At 63.6% G+C, this 26,462-nt stretch carries 28 protein-coding genes; 23 read left to right on the forward strand and 5 right to left on the reverse strand.

Annotated elements, in window-relative coordinates; genetic code table 11:
* The first annotated feature begins 3 nt into the window (after window positions 1–3).
* From FNA46_RS15800 to FNA46_RS15810, 3 genes are all read left to right on the forward strand, one after another.
* Complete coding sequence (locus FNA46_RS15800; RefSeq protein ID WP_143126170.1) at window positions 4–1,488, forward strand: chemotaxis protein CheW; 1,485 nt, start codon at window positions 4–6, stop codon at window positions 1,486–1,488.
* Between the two features lie 228 nt (window positions 1,489–1,716).
* Complete coding sequence (locus FNA46_RS15805) at window positions 1,717–2,616, forward strand: fructose bisphosphate aldolase (RefSeq protein WP_143126171.1); 900 nt, start codon at window positions 1,717–1,719, stop codon at window positions 2,614–2,616.
* 213 nt (window positions 2,617–2,829) lie between these two features.
* Complete coding sequence (locus FNA46_RS15810) at window positions 2,830–3,747, forward strand: PhzF family phenazine biosynthesis protein (protein WP_143126172.1); 918 nt, start codon at window positions 2,830–2,832, stop codon at window positions 3,745–3,747.
* A 58-nt stretch (window positions 3,748–3,805) separates the two neighbouring features.
* Here the strand turns inward: FNA46_RS15810 and FNA46_RS15815 are convergent, their stop codons facing one another.
* Together FNA46_RS15815 and FNA46_RS26095 are read right to left on the reverse strand one after the other, a co-directional pair.
* Window positions 3,806–4,075: a hypothetical protein gene (locus tag FNA46_RS15815; RefSeq protein WP_143126173.1), complete on the reverse strand. Its 270-nt coding sequence runs from the start codon at window positions 4,073–4,075 to the stop codon at window positions 3,806–3,808.
* A gap of 104 nt (window positions 4,076–4,179) precedes the next feature.
* A complete protein-coding gene (locus tag FNA46_RS26095; RefSeq protein ID WP_185969878.1) occupies window positions 4,180–4,341 on the reverse strand; it encodes a hypothetical protein in 162 nt (53 codons plus the stop codon).
* Between the two features lie 239 nt (window positions 4,342–4,580).
* On the opposite strand from FNA46_RS26095, the gene FNA46_RS15820 reads away from it, so the two are divergent.
* Together FNA46_RS15820 and FNA46_RS15825 are read left to right on the forward strand one after the other, a co-directional pair.
* Entirely contained in the window at window positions 4,581–5,837 is a 1,257-nt protein-coding gene (locus tag FNA46_RS15820; RefSeq protein WP_143126174.1) for an MFS transporter, read from the forward strand.
* A gap of 133 nt (window positions 5,838–5,970) precedes the next feature.
* Window positions 5,971–6,819, forward strand: a complete 849-nt coding sequence (locus FNA46_RS15825; RefSeq protein ID WP_143126175.1) for an MBL fold metallo-hydrolase — start codon at window positions 5,971–5,973, stop codon at window positions 6,817–6,819.
* Between the two features lie 58 nt (window positions 6,820–6,877).
* On the opposite strand, the gene FNA46_RS15830 is transcribed toward FNA46_RS15825, so the two are convergent.
* The gene (locus FNA46_RS15830; RefSeq protein ID WP_143126176.1) at window positions 6,878–7,381 is read right to left on the reverse strand and encodes a pyridoxamine 5'-phosphate oxidase family protein; all 504 of its coding nucleotides are present in this window, start codon (window positions 7,379–7,381) and stop codon (window positions 6,878–6,880) included.
* Between the two features lie 161 nt (window positions 7,382–7,542).
* Here FNA46_RS15830 and FNA46_RS15835 point away from each other — a divergent pair, with 161 nt between their 5' ends.
* Window positions 7,543–8,289: a YebC/PmpR family DNA-binding transcriptional regulator gene (locus FNA46_RS15835; RefSeq protein ID WP_143126177.1), complete on the forward strand. Its 747-nt coding sequence runs from the start codon at window positions 7,543–7,545 to the stop codon at window positions 8,287–8,289.
* 235 nt (window positions 8,290–8,524) lie between these two features.
* Entirely contained in the window at window positions 8,525–9,169 is a 645-nt protein-coding gene (locus tag FNA46_RS15840) for a hypothetical protein (RefSeq protein ID WP_143126178.1), read from the forward strand.
* A 95-nt stretch (window positions 9,170–9,264) separates the two neighbouring features.
* Here FNA46_RS15840 and FNA46_RS15845 read toward each other — a convergent pair whose 3' ends face one another.
* Both FNA46_RS15845 and FNA46_RS15850 read right to left on the reverse strand, forming a co-directional pair.
* A complete protein-coding gene (locus FNA46_RS15845; protein WP_143126179.1) occupies window positions 9,265–10,275 on the reverse strand; it encodes an LLM class flavin-dependent oxidoreductase in 1,011 nt (336 codons plus the stop codon).
* Between the two features lie 173 nt (window positions 10,276–10,448).
* Window positions 10,449–11,783 (reverse strand): hypothetical protein, encoded by a 1,335-nt coding sequence (locus FNA46_RS15850; RefSeq protein WP_143126180.1) that lies wholly within the window; start codon window positions 11,781–11,783, stop codon window positions 10,449–10,451.
* A gap of 192 nt (window positions 11,784–11,975) precedes the next feature.
* Between FNA46_RS15850 and ruvC the strand changes: the two genes are divergently transcribed.
* From ruvC to glmM, 16 genes are all read left to right on the forward strand, one after another.
* The gene (gene ruvC / locus FNA46_RS15855; RefSeq protein WP_143126181.1) at window positions 11,976–12,488 is read left to right on the forward strand and encodes a crossover junction endodeoxyribonuclease RuvC; all 513 of its coding nucleotides are present in this window, start codon (window positions 11,976–11,978) and stop codon (window positions 12,486–12,488) included.
* Between the two features lie 207 nt (window positions 12,489–12,695).
* Window positions 12,696–13,313, forward strand: coding sequence for a Holliday junction branch migration protein RuvA (ruvA, locus tag FNA46_RS15860; RefSeq protein ID WP_143126182.1), 618 nt, complete (start codon window positions 12,696–12,698; stop codon window positions 13,311–13,313).
* A gap of 55 nt (window positions 13,314–13,368) precedes the next feature.
* Window positions 13,369–13,629 (forward strand): AbrB/MazE/SpoVT family DNA-binding domain-containing protein, encoded by a 261-nt coding sequence (locus FNA46_RS15865; RefSeq protein ID WP_143126183.1) that lies wholly within the window; start codon window positions 13,369–13,371, stop codon window positions 13,627–13,629.
* Window positions 13,626–14,024 carry a type II toxin-antitoxin system VapC family toxin gene (locus FNA46_RS15870; RefSeq protein ID WP_143126184.1) on the forward strand — a complete coding sequence of 133 codons (399 nt, stop codon included), beginning with the start codon at window positions 13,626–13,628 and terminating at the stop codon, window positions 14,022–14,024. The genes FNA46_RS15865 and FNA46_RS15870 overlap by 4 nt, the downstream gene beginning before the upstream one ends.
* Window positions 14,021–15,061: a Holliday junction branch migration DNA helicase RuvB gene (ruvB, locus tag FNA46_RS15875; protein ID WP_143126185.1), complete on the forward strand. Its 1,041-nt coding sequence runs from the start codon at window positions 14,021–14,023 to the stop codon at window positions 15,059–15,061. The genes FNA46_RS15870 and ruvB overlap by 4 nt, the downstream gene beginning before the upstream one ends.
* The gene (locus FNA46_RS15880; RefSeq protein ID WP_143126186.1) at window positions 15,054–15,566 is read left to right on the forward strand and encodes an NUDIX hydrolase; all 513 of its coding nucleotides are present in this window, start codon (window positions 15,054–15,056) and stop codon (window positions 15,564–15,566) included. Before ruvB ends, FNA46_RS15880 begins: the two co-directional genes overlap by 8 nt.
* A gap of 44 nt (window positions 15,567–15,610) precedes the next feature.
* Window positions 15,611–16,054 (forward strand): tol-pal system-associated acyl-CoA thioesterase, encoded by a 444-nt coding sequence (ybgC, locus tag FNA46_RS15885; protein ID WP_143126187.1) that lies wholly within the window; start codon window positions 15,611–15,613, stop codon window positions 16,052–16,054.
* A 239-nt stretch (window positions 16,055–16,293) separates the two neighbouring features.
* The gene (tolQ, locus tag FNA46_RS15890) at window positions 16,294–17,013 is read left to right on the forward strand and encodes a protein TolQ (protein WP_143126188.1); all 720 of its coding nucleotides are present in this window, start codon (window positions 16,294–16,296) and stop codon (window positions 17,011–17,013) included.
* 26 nt (window positions 17,014–17,039) lie between these two features.
* Window positions 17,040–17,501 (forward strand): protein TolR, encoded by a 462-nt coding sequence (gene tolR, locus FNA46_RS15895; RefSeq protein WP_143126189.1) that lies wholly within the window; start codon window positions 17,040–17,042, stop codon window positions 17,499–17,501.
* A gap of 10 nt (window positions 17,502–17,511) precedes the next feature.
* A complete protein-coding gene (locus FNA46_RS15900) occupies window positions 17,512–18,639 on the forward strand; it encodes a hypothetical protein (RefSeq protein WP_143126190.1) in 1,128 nt (375 codons plus the stop codon).
* 14 nt (window positions 18,640–18,653) lie between these two features.
* Window positions 18,654–19,961 carry a Tol-Pal system beta propeller repeat protein TolB gene (gene tolB, locus FNA46_RS15905; RefSeq protein WP_143126191.1) on the forward strand — a complete coding sequence of 436 codons (1,308 nt, stop codon included), beginning with the start codon at window positions 18,654–18,656 and terminating at the stop codon, window positions 19,959–19,961.
* Between the two features lie 172 nt (window positions 19,962–20,133).
* Window positions 20,134–20,673, forward strand: coding sequence for a peptidoglycan-associated lipoprotein Pal (pal, locus tag FNA46_RS15910; protein WP_143126192.1), 540 nt, complete (start codon window positions 20,134–20,136; stop codon window positions 20,671–20,673).
* Between the two features lie 186 nt (window positions 20,674–20,859).
* Entirely contained in the window at window positions 20,860–21,849 is a 990-nt protein-coding gene (ybgF, locus tag FNA46_RS15915) for a tol-pal system protein YbgF (protein ID WP_143126193.1), read from the forward strand.
* 2 nt (window positions 21,850–21,851) lie between these two features.
* Entirely contained in the window at window positions 21,852–23,282 is a 1,431-nt protein-coding gene (gene tilS / locus FNA46_RS15920) for a tRNA lysidine(34) synthetase TilS (protein ID WP_143126194.1), read from the forward strand.
* Between the two features lie 43 nt (window positions 23,283–23,325).
* Window positions 23,326–25,263: an ATP-dependent zinc metalloprotease FtsH gene (gene ftsH, locus FNA46_RS15925; protein WP_143126195.1), complete on the forward strand. Its 1,938-nt coding sequence runs from the start codon at window positions 23,326–23,328 to the stop codon at window positions 25,261–25,263.
* A gap of 240 nt (window positions 25,264–25,503) precedes the next feature.
* Window positions 25,504–26,462, forward strand: a 959-nt coding sequence (gene glmM / locus FNA46_RS15930) for a phosphoglucosamine mutase (protein ID WP_143126196.1), incomplete at its 3' end; no start/stop codon positions are given.

Genomic DNA, 26,462 nt, shown 5'->3' on the forward strand with positions numbered 1-26,462 from the left:
GCCATGCAGATGATGCCGCTCGCCCTGCCGGTTGCCGCAAGCGCGACAACGGCCCGTCTCGATGGTCGGCGCGCCTATGGCACGATCCTCGCCGGCGGGCTTCTCGTTGCCCTGCCCGTTGACCATACGCGCGAGGTGGTGCCGCGCCCGGACGAACTGCATCCCTTTCCGCAACTGTGCCCGCTGGTCTGTGGCGCCTTGCTGCTGCGCGGCTCGATCATCCCCGTTGTCGATCTTGGCCGGCTGCTCGGCGTCTCGCTGGTGGCAGCGCGGGTGATCGTGGTGATGCGCTGCGAGGGGCGCCTGCTCGGCCTGCTCGCCGATGGTGTCGGGGATATCGATCTGGTCGGCGCCGACCAGCTGGAGGATCTGGTCATACCGGAGCAGGGTGGCGGCACCGGCGCGATCCCTGTGGTGCAGACGCTGCGGCTGGAGGATCGGGTGGCCTCCGTTCTCTGTCCCCACCGGGTGCTTGCCCATCCCGGTCTGCCGAGCGTGCCGGAGACGTCGGGAGGGGAGCGCGAGGGCGATGCCGAGCGTTCGCAGCCGCTTCTGCTGTTTCGTCTGGCGGGCTATGTGTTTGCCGTGGCGGCCGATGCGGTCGCCACCACTCTTCCGATTGCCGAGCTTGGCGCCTCGCCCGTCGTGTCGGATCTCTGTCTCGGCGTGGTGATCTATCGCGAGCATCAGGTGCCGGTGATCGATCCGTTGTTCCTGCTCGGCATCGACCGGGTCGAGCGTCCCGTCCGGTCGGCAGCGGCATTGATCCTGCGTCTCGGGGCAGACAGCCATGTCGGTCTGCTGATCCATGATGTCATCGACATTCTGCGCTTCTCCCGTACCTCGATGAATGCGCCGCCCGCCGGCATTTTCGGCGATGCCAGCCTGCTGGAGGCGATCTTGCGGCTTTCCGACGGAACGGATGTGATGCTGCTCGATCACCGCCAGCTGGAGGGTGAGGAGCGGCTGTGCGGGCTGGCGGCGATCGCCAGGCTTTCGCAGCAGAAGGCGCAAGCGACCGCCGCCGAAGGGGGCCGTCGGGTGGCGGGCGAGGGCGAACCCTTCCTCGTCTTTTCCGCAGGCGGGCGGTTTGCCATGCCGCTGATCGAAACGAGCGAAATCATCATGCCACCGGCCCATGTGACGCGGGTGCGCGACCGCGCGGACGGCATTGCCGGTTTCTTTTCCTATCGCGGCAGCGGCGTCACGATCATCGACCTGGCGGCCTGGCTGCGGCGCATGCCGTCCACATCGAATGATGCGGAAGCCCGGCTGCTGATCGTGCGCGGCACCCGCAATGTCATGGCCTTCCAGGTGGAGGCCGTGCATGCGATCGAACATGGCCGCATCCGCCACAGCTCGCCTGCTGCGCGCGAGGGCCGTCCCGGCGCCCGCTACCTGCCGGACGAGATGCTGGAATATGTCGAGGACGGTGAATTGCGTTCGCTGAGCCTGCTGCATCTTGCCAGACTTGCGGATGAGATCTAGGCTGTCTGTCTGCGCGCCAGGGATGCGCGGATCCGCAGCCTGGGCGCGAGTGCTTGCGCCTGTGGACAGCCTTTAAACAATTTAGATAATTTAAACGATTGAATAAAATTCAATCGTTTCAAGCGCTAAGCGCAGGATTTCCCTCTTAAAAAACTTCTGTTATCCGCGGATGGTATCCATCGGGATACGAACGCGTTGTGCGCCGACCTTAGGGACAGGAGTGTAAGCATGGGGTATGCCAAGATGTTGGACAAGATGAGTTCCGCGCCCGGATTTATCGCGGCGCTGGATCAGAGCGGCGGTTCAACACCCGGAGCCCTGCGTCTCTATGGTATCTCCGAGTCCGACTATCAGACGGAAGAGGACATGTTCCGTCTGATGCATGCCATGCGCGTGCGCATCATGAGCGCACCGGCCTTTACCGGCGACAAGGTGATCGGCGCCATCCTGTTCGAACGCACGATGGATGGCGACGTGGATGGTGAGCCCGTTCCCACCTACCTCTGGGAAAAGCGCGGCGTGGTGCCCTTCCTCAAGGTCGACAAGGGCCTCAACGCCGAAGAGAACGGCGTGCAGACGATGAAGGCCATGCCGGAGCTTGACGCGCTGCTGATCCGTGGCCGCGAAAAGGGCATTTTCGGCACCAAGATGCGATCGGTCATCGCCCATGCGGACAAGGCCGGTATCGAAGCCGTTGTCGCCCAGCAGTTCGAGGTGGCACGCCAGATCATCGGCCAGGGCCTGATGCCGATCATCGAACCGGAAGTCTCGATCAAGAGCCCGACCAAGGTCGAGGCCGAAGCCATTCTGCGCGATGTGATCGCCGAGCATCTCGACAAGCTGCCGGCCGACGAAACCGTCATGCTCAAGCTGACGATCCCGACCGTTGCCGATTTCTACGCGCCGCTGGTCGCCCATGGCTCGGTTGTCCGCGTCGTCGCCCTGTCGGGCGGCTACAGCACCGTGGATGCCTGCGAAAAGCTCAGCCATAACCACGGCATGATCGCCAGTTTCTCGCGCGGCCTCACCGAAGGCCTGCGCGTTTCGATGACCGATGCCGAATTCAATGACAGCATTGCCGGAACGATCGACCAGATCTACGGCGCCAGCGTCAACAAGGTCGGCTGAGACCCCGGATTTGATGGAGGGGAGGAGAGGGGTCGCTCCAGCGATGGGGCGGCCCTTCACTTTTTCTGATCGGTTGCGTCAGAAACTTTGGCTGGATGGATGGAGTGCGCCGGGCTACCGAAAGGCGGAAAGGGTGTCCCCGGTTCGTCTGGAACGGGCCGTCCTTGAACCCGAACAAGACGTCCGGGCAAGACCGGACAGCGAGGCCATGCCATGACCGTATCCGCGTTCGTCACCGTCGACGTTTTCTCCGACGAGCGTTTCAAGGGCAATCCGCTCGCCGTGTTCGTCGATGCGCGCGGTCTCGATCACCAGACGATGCAGCAGATTGCCGCCGAATTCGGCTATTCGGAAATCACCTTCGTGCTGCCGCCGGAGGATCCTGCCAACCACGCGCGGGTGCGCATCTTCACGCCGGTGACGGAAGTGCCCTTCGCCGGCCACCCGAATGTCGGCACGGCCTATGTGCTCGGCCAGCGGTCCGAACTGTTCGGCAGGCCGGTCGGCGACCGTCTGTTGTTTGAGGAAAAGGCCGGGCTCGTGGAGGTAGAGCTTCGCCGCCGCAACGGGCAGGTGACCGGGGCGGCGATCCGCGCGCCCCGCCCGCTGGAGGTGCGCCAGAGCGTGGCGCCGGACACCGTGGCGGCCTGCGCGTCTCTTTCGCCGCGCGATGTGCGCACCGAGCGGCATCACCCTTGCGTCGTCTCGGTCGGCCTTGCCTTTGCCGTGGCGGAACTGGTGGATCTCGAAGCCCTCGGCCGTGCCCGTGCCAATGCCGATGCGGTGCGGCAGGTGCTGGCCAACCAGGTGATGCCGGAGGGCGATTTCCCGCTGTTTCTCTACGTGCGCGATCCCGCCGATCCTTTCAGGCTGCGGGCGCGCATGTTCGCGCCCCTCGACAATGTGGCGGAAGACCCCGCAACCGGCAGTGCATCGGGGGCATTGTCCGCCTTCCTGTCGACGCTGGAACCGGTCGCAGAAGGCCGCTTCGATTTCACCATCGAGCAGGGCGTGGAGATGGGGCGTGCCAGCCGCATCGAGGTCAGCGTCGAAAAGCGCGAAGGGCGGCCGCACGCCGTCATCATCGCGGGCGATTGTGTGCCGGTCTTCGAAGGTGTCCTGTCACGATAGCCGATCGCCTGAGCCGCCGGCGCACATCACCCGCCGGCGCCCGTCACGGCAGCAAAATTCACTCGGAGGGCAGGCGTTTCTGACGCGGAAAGAGCAGCCAGACGACCAGGGCCAGCAGCAGCAGCGCCGGCAGGACGAAGACGGTTGCCAGAACGCCGCCGACGATCGCCAGCGCGAAAAGCGCGGACAACAGGCCGATCGCCGCGCCGAACACGCCCATCATCATGCCGAACAGGCCCATCGCCAGGCCGAACAGCCACATCAGGGCCGGGAACCAGAAGGGAAAGGTGACCGCAACGGCCAGCATGCTGAGGAAGACGGTGAGCATGGCGCATCAGACCTTGCCGGAGTTAGGAACCAAGCATAGGCCGGTTTTCACCGCCCGTCGAGCGGCCTTCCTGCATTTCGGCCCGCTTCGCGCGCCTGCCGGCATCAGGTAAAATCGCGTAGCAACAGGATGACGGTCCACGAAAGGAAGGCCACCACCGCCAGCTTCCAGAAATCGGCGCGACGCCGCAGGCCGGGCAGGCCGAGCGGCTTGATGATCTGCACGATCATGGCCAGAAGCAGCAGCAGGCCGATAAGTTTTGTCATGATTTTCCTGTCGCAGAATGGCCTCAGCCACAGGCTGGACATTTTTTGTCGTCACCACACATAGCTGCGGGGAGCGAGATTCGGAACCATTGTTGTGCTGGTCAAACCGGGGCGCGCCTGCCGTTTCGTCGGTTGCTGTCTCAATGCATTGCCTTTTGCAGGGACTGGCGGATCAAGTTTAACGATTGGCGTGCTTTACTGTTCGCTGAACCTGAACCGGAATATCTGCGGTCCGCCAAATGCCTCGTAATCTTCTGCCCGTCCTCAGTCTTCTGCTCGGCACGCTCTTCCTGTTTCTCGGCAATGGCCTGCAGGGCCTGCTGCTGCCGGTGCGCGGCACGCTGGAGGGTTATTCGAACGAGGTGCTCGGCCTGCTCGGCACCAGCTGGGCGGGTGGTTTCGTGGCCGGTTGCTTCGTCGCACCGCTTTTGGTGCGGCGCATCGGCCATGTCCGGGCCTTTTCCGGTTTCGGCGCCATCATCTGCATGAACGTGCTGGTCACCGGCATCGTCGTGGATGACGTTGCCTGGCTGACGTTGCGCGCCGTGACCGGTTTCTGCACCGCCGGCACCTCGATGATCATCGAGAGCTGGCTGAACGAGCGCGCGACGAACGAGAGCCGCGGGGCGATCTTCTCGCTCTATATCGCGATCACCCTGCTCGGCGTCGTCGGCGGCCAGCTGCTTGTGGGCATCATCGATGTCTCGACACCGGTCCTGTTCATGGTCTGCGGCATTCTCTACTGCGTCGCCATTTTGCCCACCACGCTGTCGACGGCTGCCTCGCCGCAGCCTCTGAAGCGGGTCAGCCTCGATCTGCCGAGCCTGTTTCGCAATTCGCCCGTCTCCTTCGTCGGCATCCTGATGATCGGCATCGCGAACGGCGCCTATGGCACGCTGGTCGCCGTGTTCGCGGCACAGGCCGGGCTGAAACAGGCGGCGATCGCCGTGATGGTGTCGATCACCATCTTTGCCGGCGCAATCATCCAGTTCCCGGCAGGGCGGCTCTCCGACCGGATGGATCGCCGTTACGTGCTGGCGGCACTCTCGGGCATCTCCGCCACCGCCGGCATTCTGCTCGTGCTGCTGCACCCGATGAATGTCTACGTGATCGTGGTGCTGGTTGCGATCTACGGGTCCACCGCCAACGCGCTCTACCCGATCGCGGTTGCCCATGCCAACGACTTCGCGGCGCCCGAGGATTTCGTGAAGGTGTCCGGCGGCCTGCTTCTGCTGTTTGGCATCGGCACGATCATCGGCCCGACGCTCGGCGGCCCGGTCATGACGCATTTCGGCCCGCATGCGCTGTTTGCAGTGACCGCCGTCGCGCATGTCTCCGTGGTGGTCTATGCCATCCTGCGCAGCCGCATGCGTGCCGCCCGGTCCTCGGCGGAGAAGGACAATTACACCGCCGCCCCGGCTGCCATCACCTCGCTTGCCACGCCGGAAAGCGTCGCGCTCGACCCGCGGGCATCCGCGGACGGCGATGGCCGATGATCGCCAGCCGACTTTGCTTCGGACCTGGCTTCGAATGACGGGAATGTGAGCATCCGGCGCGATTTCGCGCTGGACGTGCCCATGACCCTGCCTCATCTTTTTCCCGCAGGAAGACGAGGGGGAGTGGCACATCATGCTGCGCACTGTCGCATTCGCCGTTGTTGCATGCCTGTTCGGACCGGTTGTGGCCCTTGCCCAGGGCGTGCCGGGCAATCCCGCGACCGGCCCGCGGGCGCAGATGCCTGTCAGTCAGTGCCAGGCCATTGCCGAAACCATTCCCCGCGCGACATTTGCCAGTGCCAGGCCCGTCAAGACCACGGAGCTTGCCAGGCGCGAAGAGGTGAAGATCACCTTCATCGGCCATTCCACCTATCAGATCGAAAGCCCCGAAGGCGTCGTCATCGCCACAGACTATTCCGGCGTCCATCGGCCCACGCTCACGCCCGACATCGTGACGATGAACAAGGCGCATTCCACCCATTACACGCTCGCGCCACCGGCCGGCATTGCCCATGTGCTGCATGGCTGGAGCGATGTGCCCGGCGAAAAGGCGGTGCATAACATTCTGGTCGGCGATACCTATGTGCGCAATGTCGCGACCGACATTCGCGCCTATGGCGGTTTCGAGGAAAACGGCAATTCCATCTTCATCTTCGAAATGGCGGGCCTGTGCATCGGCCATCTCGGCCATCTGCATCACGAGCTGACGGATGCGCATTATACGGAAATCGGCAGGCTCGACGTGCTGATGGTGCCGACCGATGGCGGGCTGACCATGGGCGCGGACAGCATGAGCCGCGTGGTGCAGCGGCTGCGCTCCTCGCTCATCCTGCCGATGCACCGGGGCGGCCCGCCGCTCGACCGCTTCCTCGCCATGTTCGATGGCCGCTATGACGTGGTCTATGGCAAGGACGATGCGATCACGGTTTCGATGCGCAGTCTGCCGCGCAAGCCGCAGATCGTCGTGCCGCCCGGACTGTGAGACGCGGCGGCCGATCCGCCGGATTTTCCGGCGGATCGGGACAACAGTCCAACGTCCGTCAGGCGAAGCTCAGGTGCTGGCGAATGCCGATGTCTGGCGTCTTGTCTTCCTTCAGGTTCGCCTTGGCGATTTCCCAGCCGAATTTCAGGCTGTTGTCGGTGGAGGCCCAGATCTCCGCATCGTCCACATGCAGGGCGAGAAGGATCAGCGACGGGTCGTCCTTGCCGTGTTCGTACCAGGCGGCGGTGATCGAACTCCAGTATTCCTCGATCTTTGCCGTGTCCCGCCGCGCCTCGATCACGCCGGCAAGGCAGGCATGATAATCATGGTTCTTGCCGACGACGCAGAAATGCGCCCGGGTGCCGGGCCGGATGGCCTGCACCAGATCGGTATCGGTGCGGGTAAAGAACCAGATCGTGTTTGTTTTCGGGTCCGCGTGCGGGGCCATCGGCTGCATGTGCATGGAGGACCCTTCGATGCCCAGCATGCCCGCATGCACGCCGTTGATCTCGTCCCACAGCTGGCGTGCCGGTGCCTCGCGTGCTTCCGTCAGACTTACCATTGCCAATCCTTTCCTCGTCAAGTGTCGGGGAAAGAACGTCGCCCTGCCGGGCTTTGTTCCGCCGGCGGCAATGGTGTGTCGATCCGCTTTTTTCTTGAACGCGCCCGGTTTCGTGCCTATAAGCCCGCCATTCCAGACATATTACGCGATGAAGGGGTGCCATGGCTGGCCATTCACAGTTCAAGAACATCATGCACCGCAAGGGTCGGCAGGACTCCATCCGGTCGAAGATGTTCTCCAAGCTTGCACGCGAAATCACCGTCGCCGCCAAGGCCGGTCTGCCTGATCCGAGCATGAATGCGGCCCTTCGCCTGGCGATCCAGAACGCCAAGGCCCAGTCGATGCCGAAGGACAACATCGACCGCGCCATCAAGAAGGCATCCGGCGCCGATGCCGAGAGCTATGATGCTATCCGCTACGAAGGCTATGGCCCGGGCGGCGTGGCCGTGATCGTCGAGGCGCTCAGCGACAACCGCAACCGCACGGCCTCCAACATCCGCTCGATCTTCACCAAGGCCGGCGGTGCGCTCGGGGAAACGGGCTCGGTGTCCTTCTCCTTCGATCACGTCGGCGAAATCGTCTACAAGGCCTCGGCCGGAAGCGCCGACGCCGTGATGGAAGCCGCCATCGAGGCGGGTGCCGATGACGTTGTCTCGGACGCGGAAACCCACACCATCATTTGCGGTTTCGAAAGCATTGGCGAAGTGTCCAAGGCACTCGAAGCGACGCTCGGCGAAGCCGATACCGTCAAGGCCATCTGGAAGCCGCAGAACACGGTGCCGGTCGACGAGGAAAAGGCCCAGTCGCTGATGAAGCTGATCGACAGCCTGGAAGACGATGACGACGTGCAGAACGTCTATTCGAACTTCGAGGTGTCCGACGAGGTGATGGCAAAACTCTCCGCCTGACATCCTGCGGGGTTTGAAAGATCGTGGCGCCGGTCCCGCAAGGGCCGGCGTTTTGCGTTTTGCCGGACAGTCCGCCGGTCGCGGATGGCATCGCCATTTCCGACCCCGACTCCGATTCTCCAGCTTGAGGCAGGTTTCGGGTGGAACTGTCCCGGCGAACCAACCGGTCTGCCGCGTGAGTCTGTTCGACCGGAACCCCGGAGCGCTGTCAGCGCCCGCAAGACAGGAGACAGCCATGGTTTCTTCCATCGATACCGTTCGCCTGTGGTCGACACAGACGGCCATCCGCGTGTTCAAGGAAACGGAGCAGCAGGACACGGAGCAGCAGAGTCTGGCCAGCACGCTGCTTGCCCATTACGGCATCGACAGCAGCGATGACGGTAGCGCCTCGACATCCACCTACAGCCTTGCCGATGTTCTGACCGGCAACACCACCGACAGCAGCAGCGAGACGGCCCCGAAGACGGTCTCTGCCGATATCGGCAGCGAATCCTTCATGCAGGGGCTGCGCGACAAGCTTGCAGAACTGAAAAACTCTCCCGCCACCCGCGCCCAGGCGGAATCCATGCTGAAGGCACTCGATGCCGGCAAGCTGACGGTGACCGATGCCGAAGGCGGAAAGAGCGTGACCGCCTGGGATGCCACCAGCAAGGATGCCAAGCCAAACCAGCCGGCAACTGCCACGGCCGCTGAATGGAGCGGTTTCCTGAAGGCACACCTGCAACGCGATGGTAGCGGAAAATATGTCCGCAACGACGATGGCAGCTATATCGACAAGGCAAATGGCGCGAGTGCCTATTTCGGCATGATCGGCGACAAGTATTATTATCTCAGCTGGTCGACAGCCGAAGCGCCTGTAACGGGCGCCACGACCGCCTGATCTGCTCCCGGCCCCTCCTGGGCCGGTTTCTGATGTCGGGCTGTTGGGCGCGGGCTTCCCGGCAGTTCGCCGGATAGGGAGTGTGGCGGTCCCGCTCAGGCCGCCCTTGCTTGCGCATGCTGCATCAGTGGCAGGCCGGCAAACAGTTCGACGGAGCGCAGCCGCTTTTCGATGTCGTGCACCGGCATCGAGATGATCAGTTCGTCCGCCTCCGTCTCCTTCAGGAAGGCGCGAAGCTTCGTCTCCACCGTGGCTGGTGAGCCGACGGCGGCATAGCGCAGCGTGTGCTCCACGTTCATGCGTTCCATCTCGCTCCAGACGCCGTCCATGCTCTCGATCGGGCGCGGGAATTTCGTGCGCACATTGCGGCGCAGGTTGATGAACTGCTGTTGCGCCGAGGTGAAGAGATGCGCCGCTTCCGCATCGGTCGGGGCCGCCACGCCCATCACGCCCACCATGGCATAGGGCTTGTCCAGCTGGGCGGAGGGCTGGAAGCGGTCGCGATAGATCGCCAGGGCATCCAGCAGCATGTCGGGCGCGAAATGCGAGGCGAAGGCATAGGGCAGGCCAAGCGCCGCCGCAAGATGCGCGCTGTAGAGGCTGGAGCCGAGCAGCCAGATCGGTACTTCGGCACGCACACCGGGTACGGCGAGGATGGCCTGATCTTCACGCGGTTCTCCGAGAAGCCGCTGCAGTTCCACCACATCATGCGGAAAACTGTCGGCGCCGGCCTCGAGGTTGCGGCGGAGCGCCCGCGCAGTGCGCATGTCCGTCCCCGGCGCGCGACCGAGGCCGAGATCGATGCGGCCCGGAAACAGTGCTTCCAGCGTGCCGAACTGTTCGGCGATCACCAGCGGTGAATGATTGGGCAGCATAACCCCGCCCGAGCCCACTCGGATATGTTTCGTTGCCGCTGCGACATGACCGATGACAACGGCGGTTGCGGCACTTGCAATGCCCGGCATGCCGTGATGTTCGGCAAGCCAGAGCCGCCGGTAGCCGAAGGCTTCCGCCTTCTGTGCGAGGCGCCGCGACTGGTCGAGTGCGTCGCTGACGCTGGACCCGTCCGCCACGGGCGACAGGTCGAGAATGGAAAAGGGGATCATGCGTCACCACTCAAACTTTATGTTGTGTCAGATCTCCATTTAGGAAAGCCGTGGCCGCATTCTAAGGGGGCGCGGGATTTTTCCCGCACGGGTCTGCTGCAGAGGGTCTGATCGTCCGGTCAGCCCTGCACGGTTCACGCCATACTTCAGCCAGCGGACAAAGGCGAGGGGTCTCAGGTCACGCTGCGCAGCGTCGGCTTCAGTCCGCGTTCGCGGCGGACGGGCTCGTCCTGTTGCGTGAACGCGAAGAGGGACAGACGCGTATCGATGATCGCGACATCGCCGGCCACCTTGACGAGGCATGCCTCCGTGGATGCAACGATCTCGCGGCTGCGCTCCAGCACCACCGCCGTCTCGCCCACGGTCTCGTGCGCCAGCGTCAGGCGCTGGTGTTCGAGGTCGACGTTGTGCGACAGGCGCTCGGCCGGCTCGGCCATTTCCGTCAGCGCCTGCCCGACACAGTCGGTCTCGCGCAGCACCCGCGACAGGGCATGCTGGGTATCGGCCAGATGGCTGTCAACCTGCCGGTACTGCAGCATCAGGCTGCGCGCGGCCTCGGTACAGTCGGCAGCCAGCTGGCGCAGCGCATCGGCTGGAATGGGCTGCACCGTTGGACGGCCATGTGCAGCCGTCGGATGGCTGGAGGCTGACGGTGCCCTGAGCCGCTGTTCGCTGGCGCTCGCAAGGCTTTCGGCGCGGATCGCCAGATCGCCGACGCGCTCGATCAGTTGCGACAGGTCCCCGAAGGTGCTGGTGGCAGCGGCAGCGGCGTCATGCGCTTCGCCGGCCGCCCGGCCGAGACGCCAGCTGGCCTGCTGCCCTTCGGCGGCGCTGCGGCTGACTATGCGTGCATCCTCGCCGCGCAACCGGGTTGCCCGCTGCATCACCTCGATGGCGCTCAACGCCTTCTGCATGGCCGGGCGCGCATTGACGAGCCGGTCCCCGATGACCGTAAGATCCGCCTGGCTGGAGCGGGCCTGCTCGCGCATGCCCTGCGTGGCACGGCTGATCACCGAAAGGTTCAGGTTCAGCATTGAAGCGAGACGGTTGAAGCGCACCCGCAGGCCTTCCATGGCCTCCGGGAACGGCTGCTGCACCAGCGTCGTGGCGTCGCCGTTGGAGAGACGGCGCATGGCCTCATCCAGCACGCCGCGGGCGGCCGAATGATCGGCTTCGTTGTCCTGAATGGCCTCCTTCAGGCCCGAAATGCCGCGCGCCAGCGTGCCGATCGTATCCGTCCGTTCCCTGTCGGCAAGGTCTGCCTCCGTGTCCGGTCTGTTCCATTCGCTGGCCTGCTGGGCAAGCCGGTTCAAAGGGTCCGCGAGCTTGAAGGCGAGGATGGCGATTGCCGTACCTGCCGCAAACGCCGCTACAATGCTGAAGCCCAGTATTTCGGGCGAGACACGCGCCGCCTTGATGGCGATCAGCCCCACGGCCACCAGATTGAAGGTGGCAAGCAGCAGGATCGTCTCGATCGACTGGTTCTTCAAGCGGGTGAACATCATCATGATGGACCTCCAATCTTGATCTACGCACATCACCTAATGTGATTCGGTGCGTAGAGTTGCCGAAGTTGAGGCTGCTGTCCGAGGATTGATGGGCCAGCCTTAACGGGTGGTTAACGGGATTCGCGCAAATGTTTTCTTTTTGTTCGCGTTGCGTCTGGTCGATACAGGTCACGTCGCGATAGGATGGCACACATGACACAGACGATTCGCATCATCGGCATCGACCCGGGCCTCCGCCGCACCGGCTGGGGGGTGATCGACACGCTGGGCAACAGCCTCAAGTTCGTGGCCTCCGGTACGGTGACCTCCGATGGCGACATGGATCTCGCCTCTCGTCTCTGCCAGCTGCATGACGGGCTGGCCGAAGTGGTGCATGCCTATCGGCCGGACGAGGCGGCGGTGGAGCAGACCTTCGTCAACAAGGATGCCGTGGCGACTCTCAAGCTCGGGCAGGCGCGTGGCGTTGTGATGCTGGTGCCGGCGCGCGCCGGTCTGCCCGTCTCCGAATATGCGCCGAATGCGGTGAAGAAGGCTGTCATCGGTGTCGGCCACGGCGAGAAGCAGCAGATCCACATGATGCTGAAGATCCTGATGCCGAAGGTTGAGTTCACCGGCAATGACGCCGCCGATGCGCTGGCGATCGCCATCTGCCACGCCCATCATCGCGGCGGCGAGCGCATGCGCCGGGTGCTGGCCCGCGCCTGAGTTTGTTCTTGACTTGTTCCAGTTTGCGCTCTAGGCACGAGGTAAGGGGACAGAGGTGGCAGGCGGCAGTTCGATGCGGGCGGGTGCGGGGCGCCGGTGGGCATTTCCGCCGGGCGCGGGCGCATCCCGGGTTGCGGCCAGCCGCGCTGACAATCGGGCCGCCAGCGTCTTCTTTTCCTGCGGCATCATCCCGGACGGATCCCCATCATGATCGGCAAGCTCAAGGGCACCATTGACGAAATCGGCGAGGACCATGTGCTGGTCGACGTGCACGGCGTCTGTTACGTCGCCTATTGTTCGTCGCGCACCCTGGCACGTATCGGCTCTGCCGGCGAGGCGGTGGTGCTGTTCATCGAGACCTATGTGCGCGAGGACCAGCTGAAGCTGTTCGGGTTCCTCAGCGCGCTGGAACGGGAATGGTTCAACCTGCTGCAGAGCGTGCAGGGCGTCGGCTCCAAGGTTGCGCTCGGCGTGCTCTCCACCCTGACGCCGTCGGAACTTGCCAATGCGATCGCGCTGCAGGACCGCACCTCGATTTCCCGCGCACCGGGCGTCGGCCCGAAGGTCGCGATGCGCATCGTCACCGAACTGAAGAACAAGGCGCCTGCCTTTGCCGGCGAAGCCAGCGCCGGAATCGGCCTCAAGCAGGAGCTGGGGGAGGGCGTTGCGGCAGCCCCCGTGGCGGATGCCGTTTCGGCGCTCACCAATCTCGGCTATTCGCGCGAGCAGGCGGCCAATGCCGTGGCGGCCGCGCTGAAGGCTGGCGGCGAGGGCGCCGACAGCGCCAGGCTGATCCGCCTCGGGCTCAAGGAACTCTCCCGATGACCGCCTTGTTTGCGGCACCTTTCCTTACTATTGTGAAAAAGTAAGGAGGTTCGTCATGAGCGTATTTTATGGCACCATGACATCGAAGGGACAAACCACCGTTCCAGCGGAGATTCGGGACTTGCTGAAGCTCAAGCCCGGCGATCGTATCCGCTATGTCGTCAGGAATGGGGAAGTCACGCTCAAGGCCAAGAACAAGCGGTTGATCGACCTGGCCGGCATCCTTCACCGTCCAGGCATGCCGACGATGACGATCGAGGACATGAACGAGGCCGTCGGCGACGCCATTGTGGATCATGTCATGGGTCGCGAATGATCGGGCTCGACACGAATATCCTACTGCGTCTGATCCTTCAGGATGACGAGGTTCAATCCAGGCAGGCGCTTGTGCTCGTCGACAGTCTTTCTCCGGAGCAACCGGGTTTCGTCAATAGCGCGGTACTGCTGGAATTTATCTGGACAGCCCGGCGACATGTGAAAATCACCCGTGAGGAATTGAAGACCATTCTTTCAGGGTTTCTGGATTCCGGTAATCTGGTGCTCGAGGATGAAAACATCATAGAAATGACGTTGGACGAGATGGACCGCGGCGGCGAGGAATTTGCCGACATCTTCATTGCTCTCAGGAACAGGGAGCTGGGATGCCGAACCACGGTGACGTTTGACAAGAAGGCGGCACGCGCTATCCCCCATATGGAACTCCTCGCATGACCCTGCCCAACCCCATTCTCTCGCCGGACAAGAAGGGTGAGGATTTCGACACAGCCCTTCGGCCGCAGTCGCTGGACGAGTTCACCGGCCAGGCGGAGGCGCGGGCCAATCTGAAGGTGTTCATCGAGGCGGCGAAGAACCGTGGCGAGGCGCTGGATCACGTGCTGTTCGTCGGGCCGCCGGGACTTGGCAAGACGACGCTGGCGCAGATCATGGCAAAGGAGCTTGGCGTCAACTTCCGCTCCACCTCCGGCCCCGTCATCGCGAAAGCCGGGGATCTCGCCGCACTTCTCACCAACCTCGAAGAGCGCGATGTTCTCTTCATCGACGAGATCCATCGTCTCAATCCGGCGGTGGAGGAAATCCTCTATCCGGCGATGGAGGATTTCCAGCTCGACCTCATCATCGGCGAGGGGCCGGCGGCAAGGTCGGTGAAGATCGACCTGTCGAAATTCACGCTGGTGGCGGCCACCACGCGTCTCGGCCTGCTGACCACGCCGTTGCGTGACCGCTTCGGCATTCCGGTGCGCCTCAGCTTCTACACGGTCGAGGAACTGGAGCTGATCGTGCGGCGCGGTGCGCGGCTGATGGGGCTTGGCATGACGGACGAGGGCGCGCGCGAGATTGCGCGCCGCGCCCGCGGCACGCCGCGCATTGCCGGCCGCCTGCTGCGCCGGGTGCGCGATTTCGCCGAGGTGGCCCGCGCCGAGGCGGTGACGCGGCAGATCGCCGACGAGGCGCTGACCCGCCTCAACGTTGACAACATGGGCCTCGACCAGCTGGACAACCGCTATCTCTCGATGATCGCGGTGAATTTCGGCGGGGGGCCAGTGGGGATCGAGACGATTGCCGCCGGCTTGTCCGAACCGCGCGATGCGATCGAGGACATCATCGAGCCCTACATGATCCAGCAGGGCTTCATCCAGCGCACGCCCCGCGGCCGCGTGCTGACGGCAACCGCCTGGAAGCATCTTGGCCTGCAGCCGCCGAAGGATCTGGAAGCCGCACAGTTCCGCCTGAGCCTCGACGATGAGTGAGGGGACCCGCATCCGCATCAAGGCGAAGCCGAAGCGCACCTTCCAGATGCGCATTGCCGGCCTCGGTTTCCGCAACGGCCATGTGCTGGTGCATCGCGCCACGCACGAGACCTTCTGGACCTTTCCCGGCGGCGGTGCGGAAATCGGCGAAACCTCCGAAGAGACGCTGAAACGCGAGATGATCGAGGAACTGGGCGTCGCCGTCGAGGTCGTCCGTGCCCTGTGGATCGTGGAGAACTTCTTCCATTACGAAGGCCGCGACTGGCACGAACTCGGCATCTATTACCTCATGCAGATCCCCGAGACCTTTCCGTTTGCAGCGGACGGCATCGTGCACCGCATTCAGGACGGCGACAACGATCTGGAGTTCAAGTGGGTGCCGGCGACGACGGCGGCGCTGACGGCGCTGGATATCCCGCCCTATTTCATCGCGGGCGAGATCGAAAACCTGCCCGAGGTGCCGCGTCATCTCGTCTGGGATGACAAGAACCTCGATCGGGGCTAGAGGGTCGCCCCGAATCCCTGCCTGATCAAAGCGGACCAGAATTGATGGACGACCTCACCGTTTCTCTCGCCGGCCTGTTGACCGATACCGGCCACCGCCTTGTGCAGCGGGTCTATTACGAGGACACCGATTTTTCCGGTCTCGTCTATCATGCGCGCTACCTGCACTTTCTCGAGCGCGGTCGCACCGATTATCTGCGCTGCCTTGGCTGCGAGCAGAGCGCGTTGCTGGCGCTCGACGAGGAGGGGCTTGTCTTTGTCGTGCATCGCATGGAGATCGACTTCAAGGCGCCGGCCCGCATGGATGATATTCTGACAATCCTGACGCGAACGGAAAAGGCGGGCGGTGCCAAGATGGTGCTGCAGCAGGAAATCCGGCGGGGCGAAACCTTGCTGATTGCTGCAAGGGTGGTGATCGCCGTGATCAACCGGCACGGCCGGCCGCGGCGGCTGCCGGAAAGTCTTGCCAATGCTTTCACGGGCGCGTGATGCGATACGCCTGTGATGCAGAACCGGCCGTAACCTATTCTTAACGATAATATTGTCTTAATGGCCTCCACGGAAATTGTGCGGTGCACGCCTTCGTTTGACCAAATTTGAAGGCGAGAAGGCCTCCTGAAACCTCAGGCATACGGGCACTTCAGCGTACGCGCGCAAATCACAGACTGCGCTTGCGACCCGGTCCGTATTATGCGTGCCGGGCGTTGGGATTCGGGGATAGTGAACATATGGAACACGCGGATTTGGCGGCGGCTGCAAGCTCGGTAAGCCTCTTGTCGCTTTTCATGCAGGCAGGTCTGATCGTCAAGCTGGTCATGATCGGCCTGATGGGCGCTTCGGTCTGGACCTGGGCGATCGTCATTGACAAGTACATGAACTTCACGAAGGCCAGGCGCCAGTTCGACCAGTTCGAGCAGGTCTTCTGGTCCGGGCAGTCGCTGGAAGAGCTCTATCGCACGCTGGCCGAGCGGCAGAACACAGGCCTTGCCGCCATCTTCGTCGCTGCCATGCGTGAGTGGAAGAAGAGCTTCGAACGCGGCGCCCGTTCGCCGATCGGTCTGCAGATGCGCATCGACCGGGCCATGGACGTGACGATCTCGCGCGAAAGCGAAACCTACGAGGCGCGTCTCGGCTCGCTCGCCACCATCGGTTCAGCCGGTCCCTTCATCGGCCTCTTCGGCACCGTCGTCGGCATCATGACCTCCTTCCAGGCGATTGCCGGTTCGAAGTCCACCAATCTCGCGGTCGTGGCCCCCGGTATCGCCGAGGCGCTGCTTGCCACCGCGATCGGCCTCGTTGCGGCCATTCCCGCTGTCATGGCCTACAACAAGTTCATGGCCGATGCCGGCAAGCTTGGCGCGCGCATGGAAGGTTTCGCGGACGAGTTTTCCGCCATCCTGTCGCGCCAGATCGATGAAAAACTGCAGCCGCGTCAGGCCGCGCAGTAACGCGCGACGCTGAGGAGTATACGCACATGGGTATGTCTGCAGGTGGAGGCAATGCGGCGCGCGGCGGCCGGCGTGGTCGTCGGGGTGGTCGTGGTCGCGGCGGCGCGATCAGCGAGATCAACGTGACGCCGCTGGTCGACGTCATGCTCGTTCTGCTGATCATCTTCATGGTGGCCGCGCCGATGCTGACGGTCGGCGTGCCGATCGACCTGCCGCAGACCCAGGCGAAGGCGATGAATTCCGATACCCAGCCGATCACCATCTCCGTCAATCCGCAGGGTGAGGTGTATCTGCAGGAAACGCCCATTGCCATCGAGGAAGTGGTGCCGAAGCTCGAGGCGATCGCCACCACCGGCTATAACGAGCGCATCTATGTGCGTGGCGATACCGCCGCCGCCTATGGCGTTGTCATGAAGGTGATGGCGCGCATCTCCGCTGCCGGCTTCAAGAACATCGGTCTCGTGACGCAGCAAGAACAGCAAAAGTGATCCGTTCGCGATGAAGGGTAGCCTTGGCACATCGCTGGTCCTGCACTTCCTGGTTCTGACCTGGGCGCTGTTTTCGTTGAGCGCGCCGGCCAAGTTCGAGGTCGGGGACGTTGAGGCTCTGCCGGTCGATATCGTCCCGGTGGAATCGATCACGCAGATCCAGCAGGGCGACAAGAAGGCGCCGATGGCGGAGAAATCGGCCCCGAAGCCGACGCAGAAGCCGAAGGTCGTCGAGAATGCCGAAAATTCGGGCGATAACGACGTCGATCTGAAGACGCCGCCGACGCCGGTGAAGAAGCCGGTACAGACGGAAGCGGCCGCCGCGCCGCAGAAGACCGAAAAGCCGTTGCCGAACCCGACGACCGAGGACAACAAGGTCAAGGAAGTGGCGCCCGAGGAAACCGCCCCGAAGCCGCAGGAGGTCGCCGCACTTCCGCAGCCGCGTCCGGAGCCGACGCCGCCGATCCCGAAGCCGGAACCCCAGCCGACGCCGAAGCCCGAGGAACAGAAGGCAGAGGAGATCCCGACGCCGGATTCCGTGCCGGTGCCGGCCGCCCGCCCGAAGCCTGACGTGCCGAAGCCGCAGGAGGCCAAGCCCGTCGAGAAGCCTGAGCCGAAGAAGCCCGATACGCCGAAGCCCGCCGAAAAGACGCCGGACCGCAAGGTGGCCGACAAGAAGCAGGATACCGCCAAGTCGACCTCGTCCAAGCAGAGCGATTTCAACGCCGACGAGATCGCGGCCCTGCTCAACAAGCAGGATGCGGCCGGCGGCGGCGCCAAGCGTTCGTCCGCGCCGGCAGCACTCGGCGGCAAGCGTGACACCGGTGGTTCGAAGCTCAGCCAGAGCGAGATCGACGCGCTGCGTGGGCAGATCCAGAACAATTGGTCGGTCATTTCCGGCATCGAGGGGGCCCAGGGCATCATCATCACCGTGACGATGAAGCTGGACGAAACTGGCGCCATCATCGGACGGCCCGAGGTCAAGGCCACCGGCGGTTCGGACAATGCCCGCCGCACGCTGGAATCCAGTGCGCTGCGCGCCGTCATGCGCTCGTCGCCATTCAAGAATCTTCCCGCCGACAAATACGACGCCTGGAGCGAAGTCGTCGTCAACTTTGATCCAAGCGAACTGCTTTGAAAGGCTTTGTTATCATGATGAAACGTTCTTTCATCCGCGTGCTGCTTGCGCTCGCCGGGATGGCCGTGATGTTCGCGGCCCCGGCGCAGGCGCGCGTGGAAATCAACATCAATCGGGGTAATGTCGAACCGCTCCCGATTGCCGTCACCGACTTCCAGTCGGCCAACGATATCGGGGCGCAGATCTCGTCGGTGATTGCCGCCGACCTGCAGCGCTCGGGCCTGTTCGCCCCGGTCAACAAGGCGGCGTTCATCCAGAAGATCACCGACCCCAACCAGATGCCGCGCTTCGAGGACTGGAAGGCGATCAACGCCCAGGCGCTGGTCACGGGCCGCGTGACCCGCGAAGGCGATGGCCGCCTGCGCGCCGAGTTCCGCCTGTGGGACACCTTTGCCGGCCAGCAGATGACCGGCCAGCAGTTCTTCACCCAGCCCGAAAACTGGCGCCGCGTGGCCCACATCATCGCTGACGCCATCTACAAGCAGGTGACGGGCGAAAACGGCTACTTCGATACCCGCGTCGTCTTCGTTTCCGAAAGCGGCCCGAAGACGGCACGCCAGCGGCAGCTGGCCATCATGGACCAGGACGGTTTCAACGTCCGCATGCTGACCAATTCCAAGGATATCGTGCTGACGCCGCGCTTCTCGCCGAACCGGCAGGAAGTCACCTACATGTCCTTCGAAGGCCAGCAGCCGCGCGTCTACCTGCTGCAGCTCGAAACCGGGCAGCGTGAGGTCGTCGGCAATTTCCCGGGCATGACGTTCTCGCCGCGCTTTTCGCCGGATGGCCAGAAGGTGATCATGAGCCTTCAGCAGGACGGCAATTCCAACATCTACACGATGGATCTGCGCTCGCGCACGACGACGCGCCTGACCAACACCGCTGCCATCGATACCTCGCCCTCCTATTCGCCGGATGGTGGCCGCATTGTTTTCGAAAGTGACCGCGGCGGCCGCCAGCAGCTCTACGTGATGAATGCCGATGGCACCGGCCAGACCCGCATTTCCTTCGGTGATGGTTCCTATTCCACGCCGGTCTGGTCGCCGCGCGGCGACCTGATCGCCTTCACCAAGCAGTCGGCTGGCAAGTTCTCGATCGGCGTGATGAAGCCGGACGGTTCGGGCGAGCGCATCCTGACGACCGGCTTCCACAATGAAGGCCCGACCTGGGCGCCGAACGGCCGCGTCATCATGTTCTTCCGCCAGGCGGCAGGTGCCGGCGGCCCGCAGCTTTATTCCATCGACCTGACAGGGTACAACGAACAGATGATCAAGACGCCGGCCTTCGCATCCGACCCGGCCTGGTCTCCGCTTCTCGAGTAGGGCCTCACCGTGCCCCGCACGGGCGCGTTTCGGCTGCGTGCGGGGCAATTGCCTGAATTTGCGCTGAAATAGCCGTTGATAGCAGATTATTAACCATAGGCATTGACTGGCCGTTAACCAGGTGCAGTTACGGTTCGGCAACGCCAGAATGTTGATCAAGGAGAGATCGGCCATGAGCCGTACCCATACCCCGGCGATGAGCCGCATGCAGAGCCTCGCACGCAATCCCGCCGTCATCGCGCTCACGCTCGCGCTGGCGCTTGCCGGTTGCGCCAACAAGAAGAACATGCCGAACAGCGCCGGCGAACTCGGCCTTGGCGCCGGCGGCGCCGGTGCGGCAACCCCGGGCTCCAGCCAGGACTTCACCGTCAACGTCGGCGACCGCATCTTCTTCGATACGGACTCCACCTCGATCCGCGCCGACGCCCAGCAGACGCTTGACCGTCAGGCTCAGTGGCTGCAGCGCTATCCGCGTTATGCGATCACCATCGAAGGCCATGCCGACGAGCGCGGTACGCGTGAATACAACCTGGCGCTGGGCGCCCGCCGTGCCGCCGCCACCCGCGATTACCTCGCCTCGCGTGGCGTTCCGGCCAGCCGCATGAAGACCATCTCCTACGGCAAGGAACGTCCGGTCGCCGTATGCGACGACATCTCCTGCTGGTCGCAGAACCGTCGCGCCGTCACGGTTCTCGGCGGCGCCGGGTCCTGATCGGTCCCCGTCGATTGAAAGTTTTCGGAAAGGGCGGTCTTCGTGGCCGCCCTTTTTGCTTGTTCATAGTTTGGCCGAAGTTCGGTTATCTTTTGATGGTTAACGTGATGGCCTTTTGCTGGTAACAGGAATCGCAACGGCGCGCGCCATCCTGGCGCCACCGAGACATAAAGCGGGACGGACGACATGAAGAAACTTGTCTTGGCAGCAATGCTGGGGCTTGCGGCGACGAGCGGGCAGGCGAGCGCATTTTCGCTTTCCAATTTCCTTTCCGGTGGACACAGGGCCGGCCAGGTCACGCGTGTGCCCGAGGCGCCCGTGGTGCAGGTACAGAGCGCCAATGATGCGGTGCGCATCCAGCAACTGGAAGAGGTTGTTCGCCAGCTGAATGGCCGCGTCGAGGAAATGAGCTTCCAGCTGCTGCAGATGCAGGAGCAGATGCGCAAGACGCAGGAGGATAACGAGTTTCGTTTCCAGCAGCTTGAAAAAGGCCAGTCTGGTGCGCCTGCCGCTCCTTCTGTCGCTGCCGTGCCGGCAGCCGGCTCAAAAAAAAACGATGAAATTACCTCCATCATAGACGCGCCGGCCCCTGCCGCGCCCTCGGCACCGGCCACAAGCCGGCGTTCGACGGCGCCGGGAGAGACGACGCTCGGTTCGCTGGAAGTCGACAACAAGGGTGCGCCTGTCGGTGCAACGCTCAACCAGGGTGCGCGCAATTCTGCCGGCCTGCCGGGCGTTGATTCCGGCAGTGCGCCTGCTGCTGCCAGCGATCCGACCAAGACGGCATCGCTTGGCAATGAGAGCGATGCCTACCGCGCCGCCTACAATCACGTTCTCTCGGGCGACTATGCGCTCGCCGAGACCGAATTCAGCAGCTACATCACCGCCTATCCGAAGAGCGCCCGCGCCGCCGACGCCAATTTCTGGCTGGGTGAAGCCCAGTATTCGCAGGGTAAATATAACGAATCCGCGAAAACCTTCCTGAACGCACACCAGAGCTATGCCAATTCGCCGAAGGCGCCGGAAATGCTGCTGAAGCTCGGCATGTCGCTCGCTGCCCTCGACAATCGCGAGACCGCCTGTGCGACGCTGCGCGAGGTGAACCGGCGCTATCCGAATGCCGGCAAGCCGGTGCAGGCGAAGGTCGCCAGCGAAGTCAAGCGCCTGGGTTGCTGACCATGCCCCCCGAGGGCCTTGCGCAGGCGGCCGGCTCGTCCCCGCTCGCTGCAGCGTGCGATGTCCTCCTTCGACTTCCGCCCTCCGCCCGGCTTCTCGTCGCCGTCTCCGGCGGCAGCGATTCGAAAGGATTGCTTCAGGCATTCCACCTTGGCCGCCAGGATGCCGGTCGACACGACATCCACCTGTTTGCCGCCACCATCGATCACGGGCTGCGCCCCGAGGCGAGGCAGGAGGCAATGGCCGTTGCGGAATGGTGCGCCGGTCTCGGCATCCCCCATGCCACTCGCGTCTGGCAAGGAGGTAAGCCGGCCACCGGCATCTCCGCGGCGGCGCGCGCCGCACGTTATGATCTTCTCGCCACCCTTGCCGATGACGTCGGCGCCGATGCGATCCTCACCGGCCACACACTGGACGACCAGTGGGAGACGCTCGCCATGCGCGCCAGCCGCGCGGGGGGGGAGGGCGGCCTCGGCCTTGCTGGCATGGCGCCGGCGGTGCTGCTGTCTGGTCGTTACTGGCTGCTGCGGCCCTTTCTCGGCGTCCGCCGGCAGGCGATCCGCTCGTTTCTGCGCGAGGCTGGCCTTGGCTGGATCGATGACCCCTCCAACAGCGACCCGCGTTTCGAACGGGCTCGCATGCGTGCCGCACTCGCAGGGGCCGGATCCTGTCCGTCGCCCGAGGATCTGGAGCGGCTTGCGACGGAGCGCCGTGCAATTGCCGGGGAAGTGGCCGCCCGGTTTCGTCAGGGACTGTCGGTGGCCGAGGGCGTTCTCGCGCGGCTGGACCCCCAGATCTTCGCCGGCGCGGACGAACTCTTGCTCCGTGCCGCTTCTGCCGCGCTGTGCGCGGTCTTTGGCGGGCGCACGCATCCGCCCGGGCGCGAGAGCCTGGGACGGATCGTCGCATTCCTACGCACGCAGAGGCGCGGTCGCCTCACTGCGGGGCGCGTTCTCTTCGATCGACGCGGCGATCATCTTTACGTCCTGCGCGAAAGCCGTGACCTGCCGACCGTGATGGTCGCGCCTGGCGAATCGGTGGAATGGGATGGCCGCTTCCTGCTCCACAACCGCACACAGGAACAGCTTTCCATCGGCCCGCATCCGGCTGATCGTGTGCGCGCAGAGCGGACATTTCCCCAGGCGCCGGCCAGTCTGGCGCTTGCCGCGCTGCGGGCGCTGCCGGCCATCGCAGGGGAGAGCGGTGGCGAGGGGAGCAGGACTGGAGAGAATCTTTGCCGTCAGCCGATTCTGCAGCCCTACCGGGCATTCCTGCCTGCCTTCGAGCTGGATTTGGCAAATTGTTTTACCGAACAGATGGGCTTGCGGCCATTTCCGCCATTACCGTTTAACGTTTTCGATCGTAAAAGAGGATCGGCGGGGAGTGTTGCCTTGGCAACGCCCTGCCGCAATCCTATGTTATGCGACAAGTAAGGCGGCGGCTGATCACAGCCTCCGTCATTGTCCGGGGAGTTCGATGAACCCAAACTTTCGCAATTTCGCCCTCTGGGCGATCATAGCCCTCTTGCTGATCGCCCTGTTCAGCATGTTCCAGACGGCGCCGACGCAGACGAGTTCGCGGGAAGTCCCGTATTCTCAGTTTCTGCGCGACGTCGATTCCGGACGCGTGCGTGACGTTGTCGTGACCGGCAACCGCGTTCTCGGCACCTATGCCGAGAACGGCATGGGCTTTCAGACCTATTCTCCCGTCATTGACGACACGTTGATCGAGCGCCTGCAGTCCAAGAACGTGACGATCGTGGCGCGGCCGGAATCGGACGGGTCTTCCGGTTTTTTGAGCTATCTCGGCACGCTTCTGCCGATGCTGCTGATCCTCGGCGTCTGGCTGTTCTTCATGCGGCAGATGCAGGGCGGCTCGCGCGGCGCGATGGGCTTTGGCAAGTCCAAGGCCAAGCTTCTGACCGAAGCGCATGGTCGCGTGACGTTTGATGACGTCGCTGGCGTTGACGAGGCCAAGCAGGATCTTGAGGAAATCGTCGAATTCCTGCGCGACCCGCAGAAATTCCAGCGCCTCGGTGGCCGCATTCCGCGCGGGGTGCTGCTCGTCGGCCCTCCGGGGACCGGCAAGACGCTTCTCGCCCGCTCGGTTGCCGGCGAGGCGAATGTGCCCTTCTTCACCATTTCCGGTTCGGACTTCGTGGAAATGTTCGTCGGTGTGGGTGCAAGCCGTGTCCGTGACATGTTCGAGCAGGCCAAGAAGAATGCGCCCTGCATCATCTTCATCGACGAAATCGATGCTGTCGGCCGTCACCGTGGCGCAGGCCTCGGCGGTGGCAATGACGAGCGCGAGCAGACGCTCAACCAGCTGCTGGTCGAGATGGACGGCTTCGAGGCGAATGAGGGCATCATCCTGATTGCCGCGACCAACCGTCCGGACGTTCTCGACCCGGCGCTTCTGCGTCCCGGCCGTTTCGACCGTCAGGTCGTCGTGCCGAACCCGGATATTGTCGGCCGCGAACGCATCCTCAAGGTGCATGTCCGCAACGTGCCGCTGGCGCCGAATGTCGATCTGAAGACGCTTGCCCGCGGGACGCCCGGCTTCTCGGGTGCCGACCTGATGAACCTCGTCAACGAGGCTGCCCTGATGGCCGCACGTCGCAACAAGCGCGTCGTCACCATGCAGGAGTTCGAGGACGCCAAGGACAAGATCATGATGGGGGCGGAACGCCGCTCCTCCGCCATGACCGAGGCCGAGAAGAAGCTGACCGCCTATCACGAGGCCGGCCATGCGATCACCGCGCTGAACGTGCCGGTGGCCGATCCGCTGCACAAGGCAACCATCATTCCGCGCGGCCGTGCGCTCGGCATGGTCATGCAGCTGCCGGAGGGTGACCGCTACTCCATGAGCTACAAGTGGATGGTGTCGCGCCTCGTCATCATGATGGGTGGCCGCGTGGCGGAAGAGTTGACCTTCGGCAAGGAAAACATCACCTCCGGGGCGTCCTCTGACATCGAGCAGGCCACGAAGCTTGCCCGCGCCATGGTGACCCAGTGGGGCTTCTCCGATATCCTTGGCCAGGTCGCCTATGGCGAAAACCAGCAGGAAGTCTTCCTCGGTCATTCCGTGTCGCAGTCGCGCAACGTCTCCGAGGCGACTGCTCAGAAGATCGACAACGAAGTGCGTCGCCTTATCGACGAGGCCTATACCGAGGCCCGCCGCATCCTGACCGACCATCACGACGATTTCGTCGCGCTTGCCGAAGGGCTGCTGGAATACGAGACGCTGTCCGGCGACGAGATCAAGGCGCTGCTGAAGGGCCAGAAGCCCTCCCGCGATGCCGGTGACGACAGCCCGACGACGCGCGGCACCGCCGTTCCGAAGGCCGGTGCGAAGAAGGACGAACCGAAGGGCAACGGCGAGCCGGAAAGCGGTCTCGAACCGCAACCGCACTAAGGCCACCCCTGCCTGATCGTTTCAGGGGCCGTCCGGGCAACCGGGCGGCCTTTTCTCGTTGGGAACAGAGCGGGGTTTACGCTTCGGTAACGGGATATAATGGATTTTGACGGTAATTTATGTGCCCACAAGCGCAAACTATGGCATGAGCGAGCATGCCAGTCCCGCGCGGCCGCGATCCGCCGGCTGCTGCTCGGGACAGAAGACGCGCAACGAGCGCGCGAGCACCAAGGAGCATTCATGACACGCCGCTATTTTGGCACAGACGGCATTCGTGGACAGTCGAACGTTTTCCCGATGACGCCAGACCTCGCGATGCGGGTCGGCATCGCCGTCGGCACGATCTTCCGGCGCGGCAATCATCGCCACCGGGTGGTGATCGGCAAGGATACGCGTCTCTCGGGCTACATGCTGGAAAATGCGCTGGTGGCAGGCTTTACCGCAGCCGGCCTCGACGTCTACCTGCTCGGCCCCATTCCGACACCGGCCGTCGCCATGCTGACCCGTTCGCTGCGGGCCGATATCGGCGTGATGATTTCCGCCTCGCACAACCCCTTCGCCGACAATGGCATCAAGCTCTTCGGCCCGGATGGCTACAAGCTGTCCGACGAACTGGAGCAGGAGATTGAGGCGCTTCTCGACAAGGATCTCTATTCGCAGCTGGCAAAACCTGCCGAGATTGGTCGCGCCAAGCGCGTCGATGGCGATATCTATCGCTATATCGAATTCGTCAAGCGCACCCTGCCGAAGGATGTGACGCTGCACGGCCTTCGCATTGCCATCGATTGCGCCAATGGCGCCGCCTACAAGGTGGCCCCGGCGGCCCTCTGGGAGCTCGGGGCTGACGTGGTGACCATCGGCAACACGCCGAACGGCACCAACATCAACCTCGATTGCGGCTCGACCAGTCCGGACGCGCTGAAGCGGAAGGTGCATGAGGTGCGCGCCGACATCGGCATCGCCCTCGACGGCGACGCCGACCGCGTGATCATCGTCGACGAGCGCGGCGAGATCATCGACGGCGATCAGCTGATGGCCGTCATCGCCGAGAGCTGGGCCGAGGACGAGAAGCTGCGCGGCGGCGGCATTGTCGCCACCGTCATGTCCAATCTCGGTCTCGAGCGTTTCCTGGGCGACAAGGGCCTGACGCTTGCCCGCACCAAGGTGGGGGACCGCTATGTGGTGGCGCATATGCTCCA

Source organism: Affinirhizobium straminoryzae (genome assembly GCF_007004135.1).
Lineage (GTDB): Bacteria > Pseudomonadota > Alphaproteobacteria > Rhizobiales > Rhizobiaceae > Neorhizobium > Neorhizobium straminoryzae.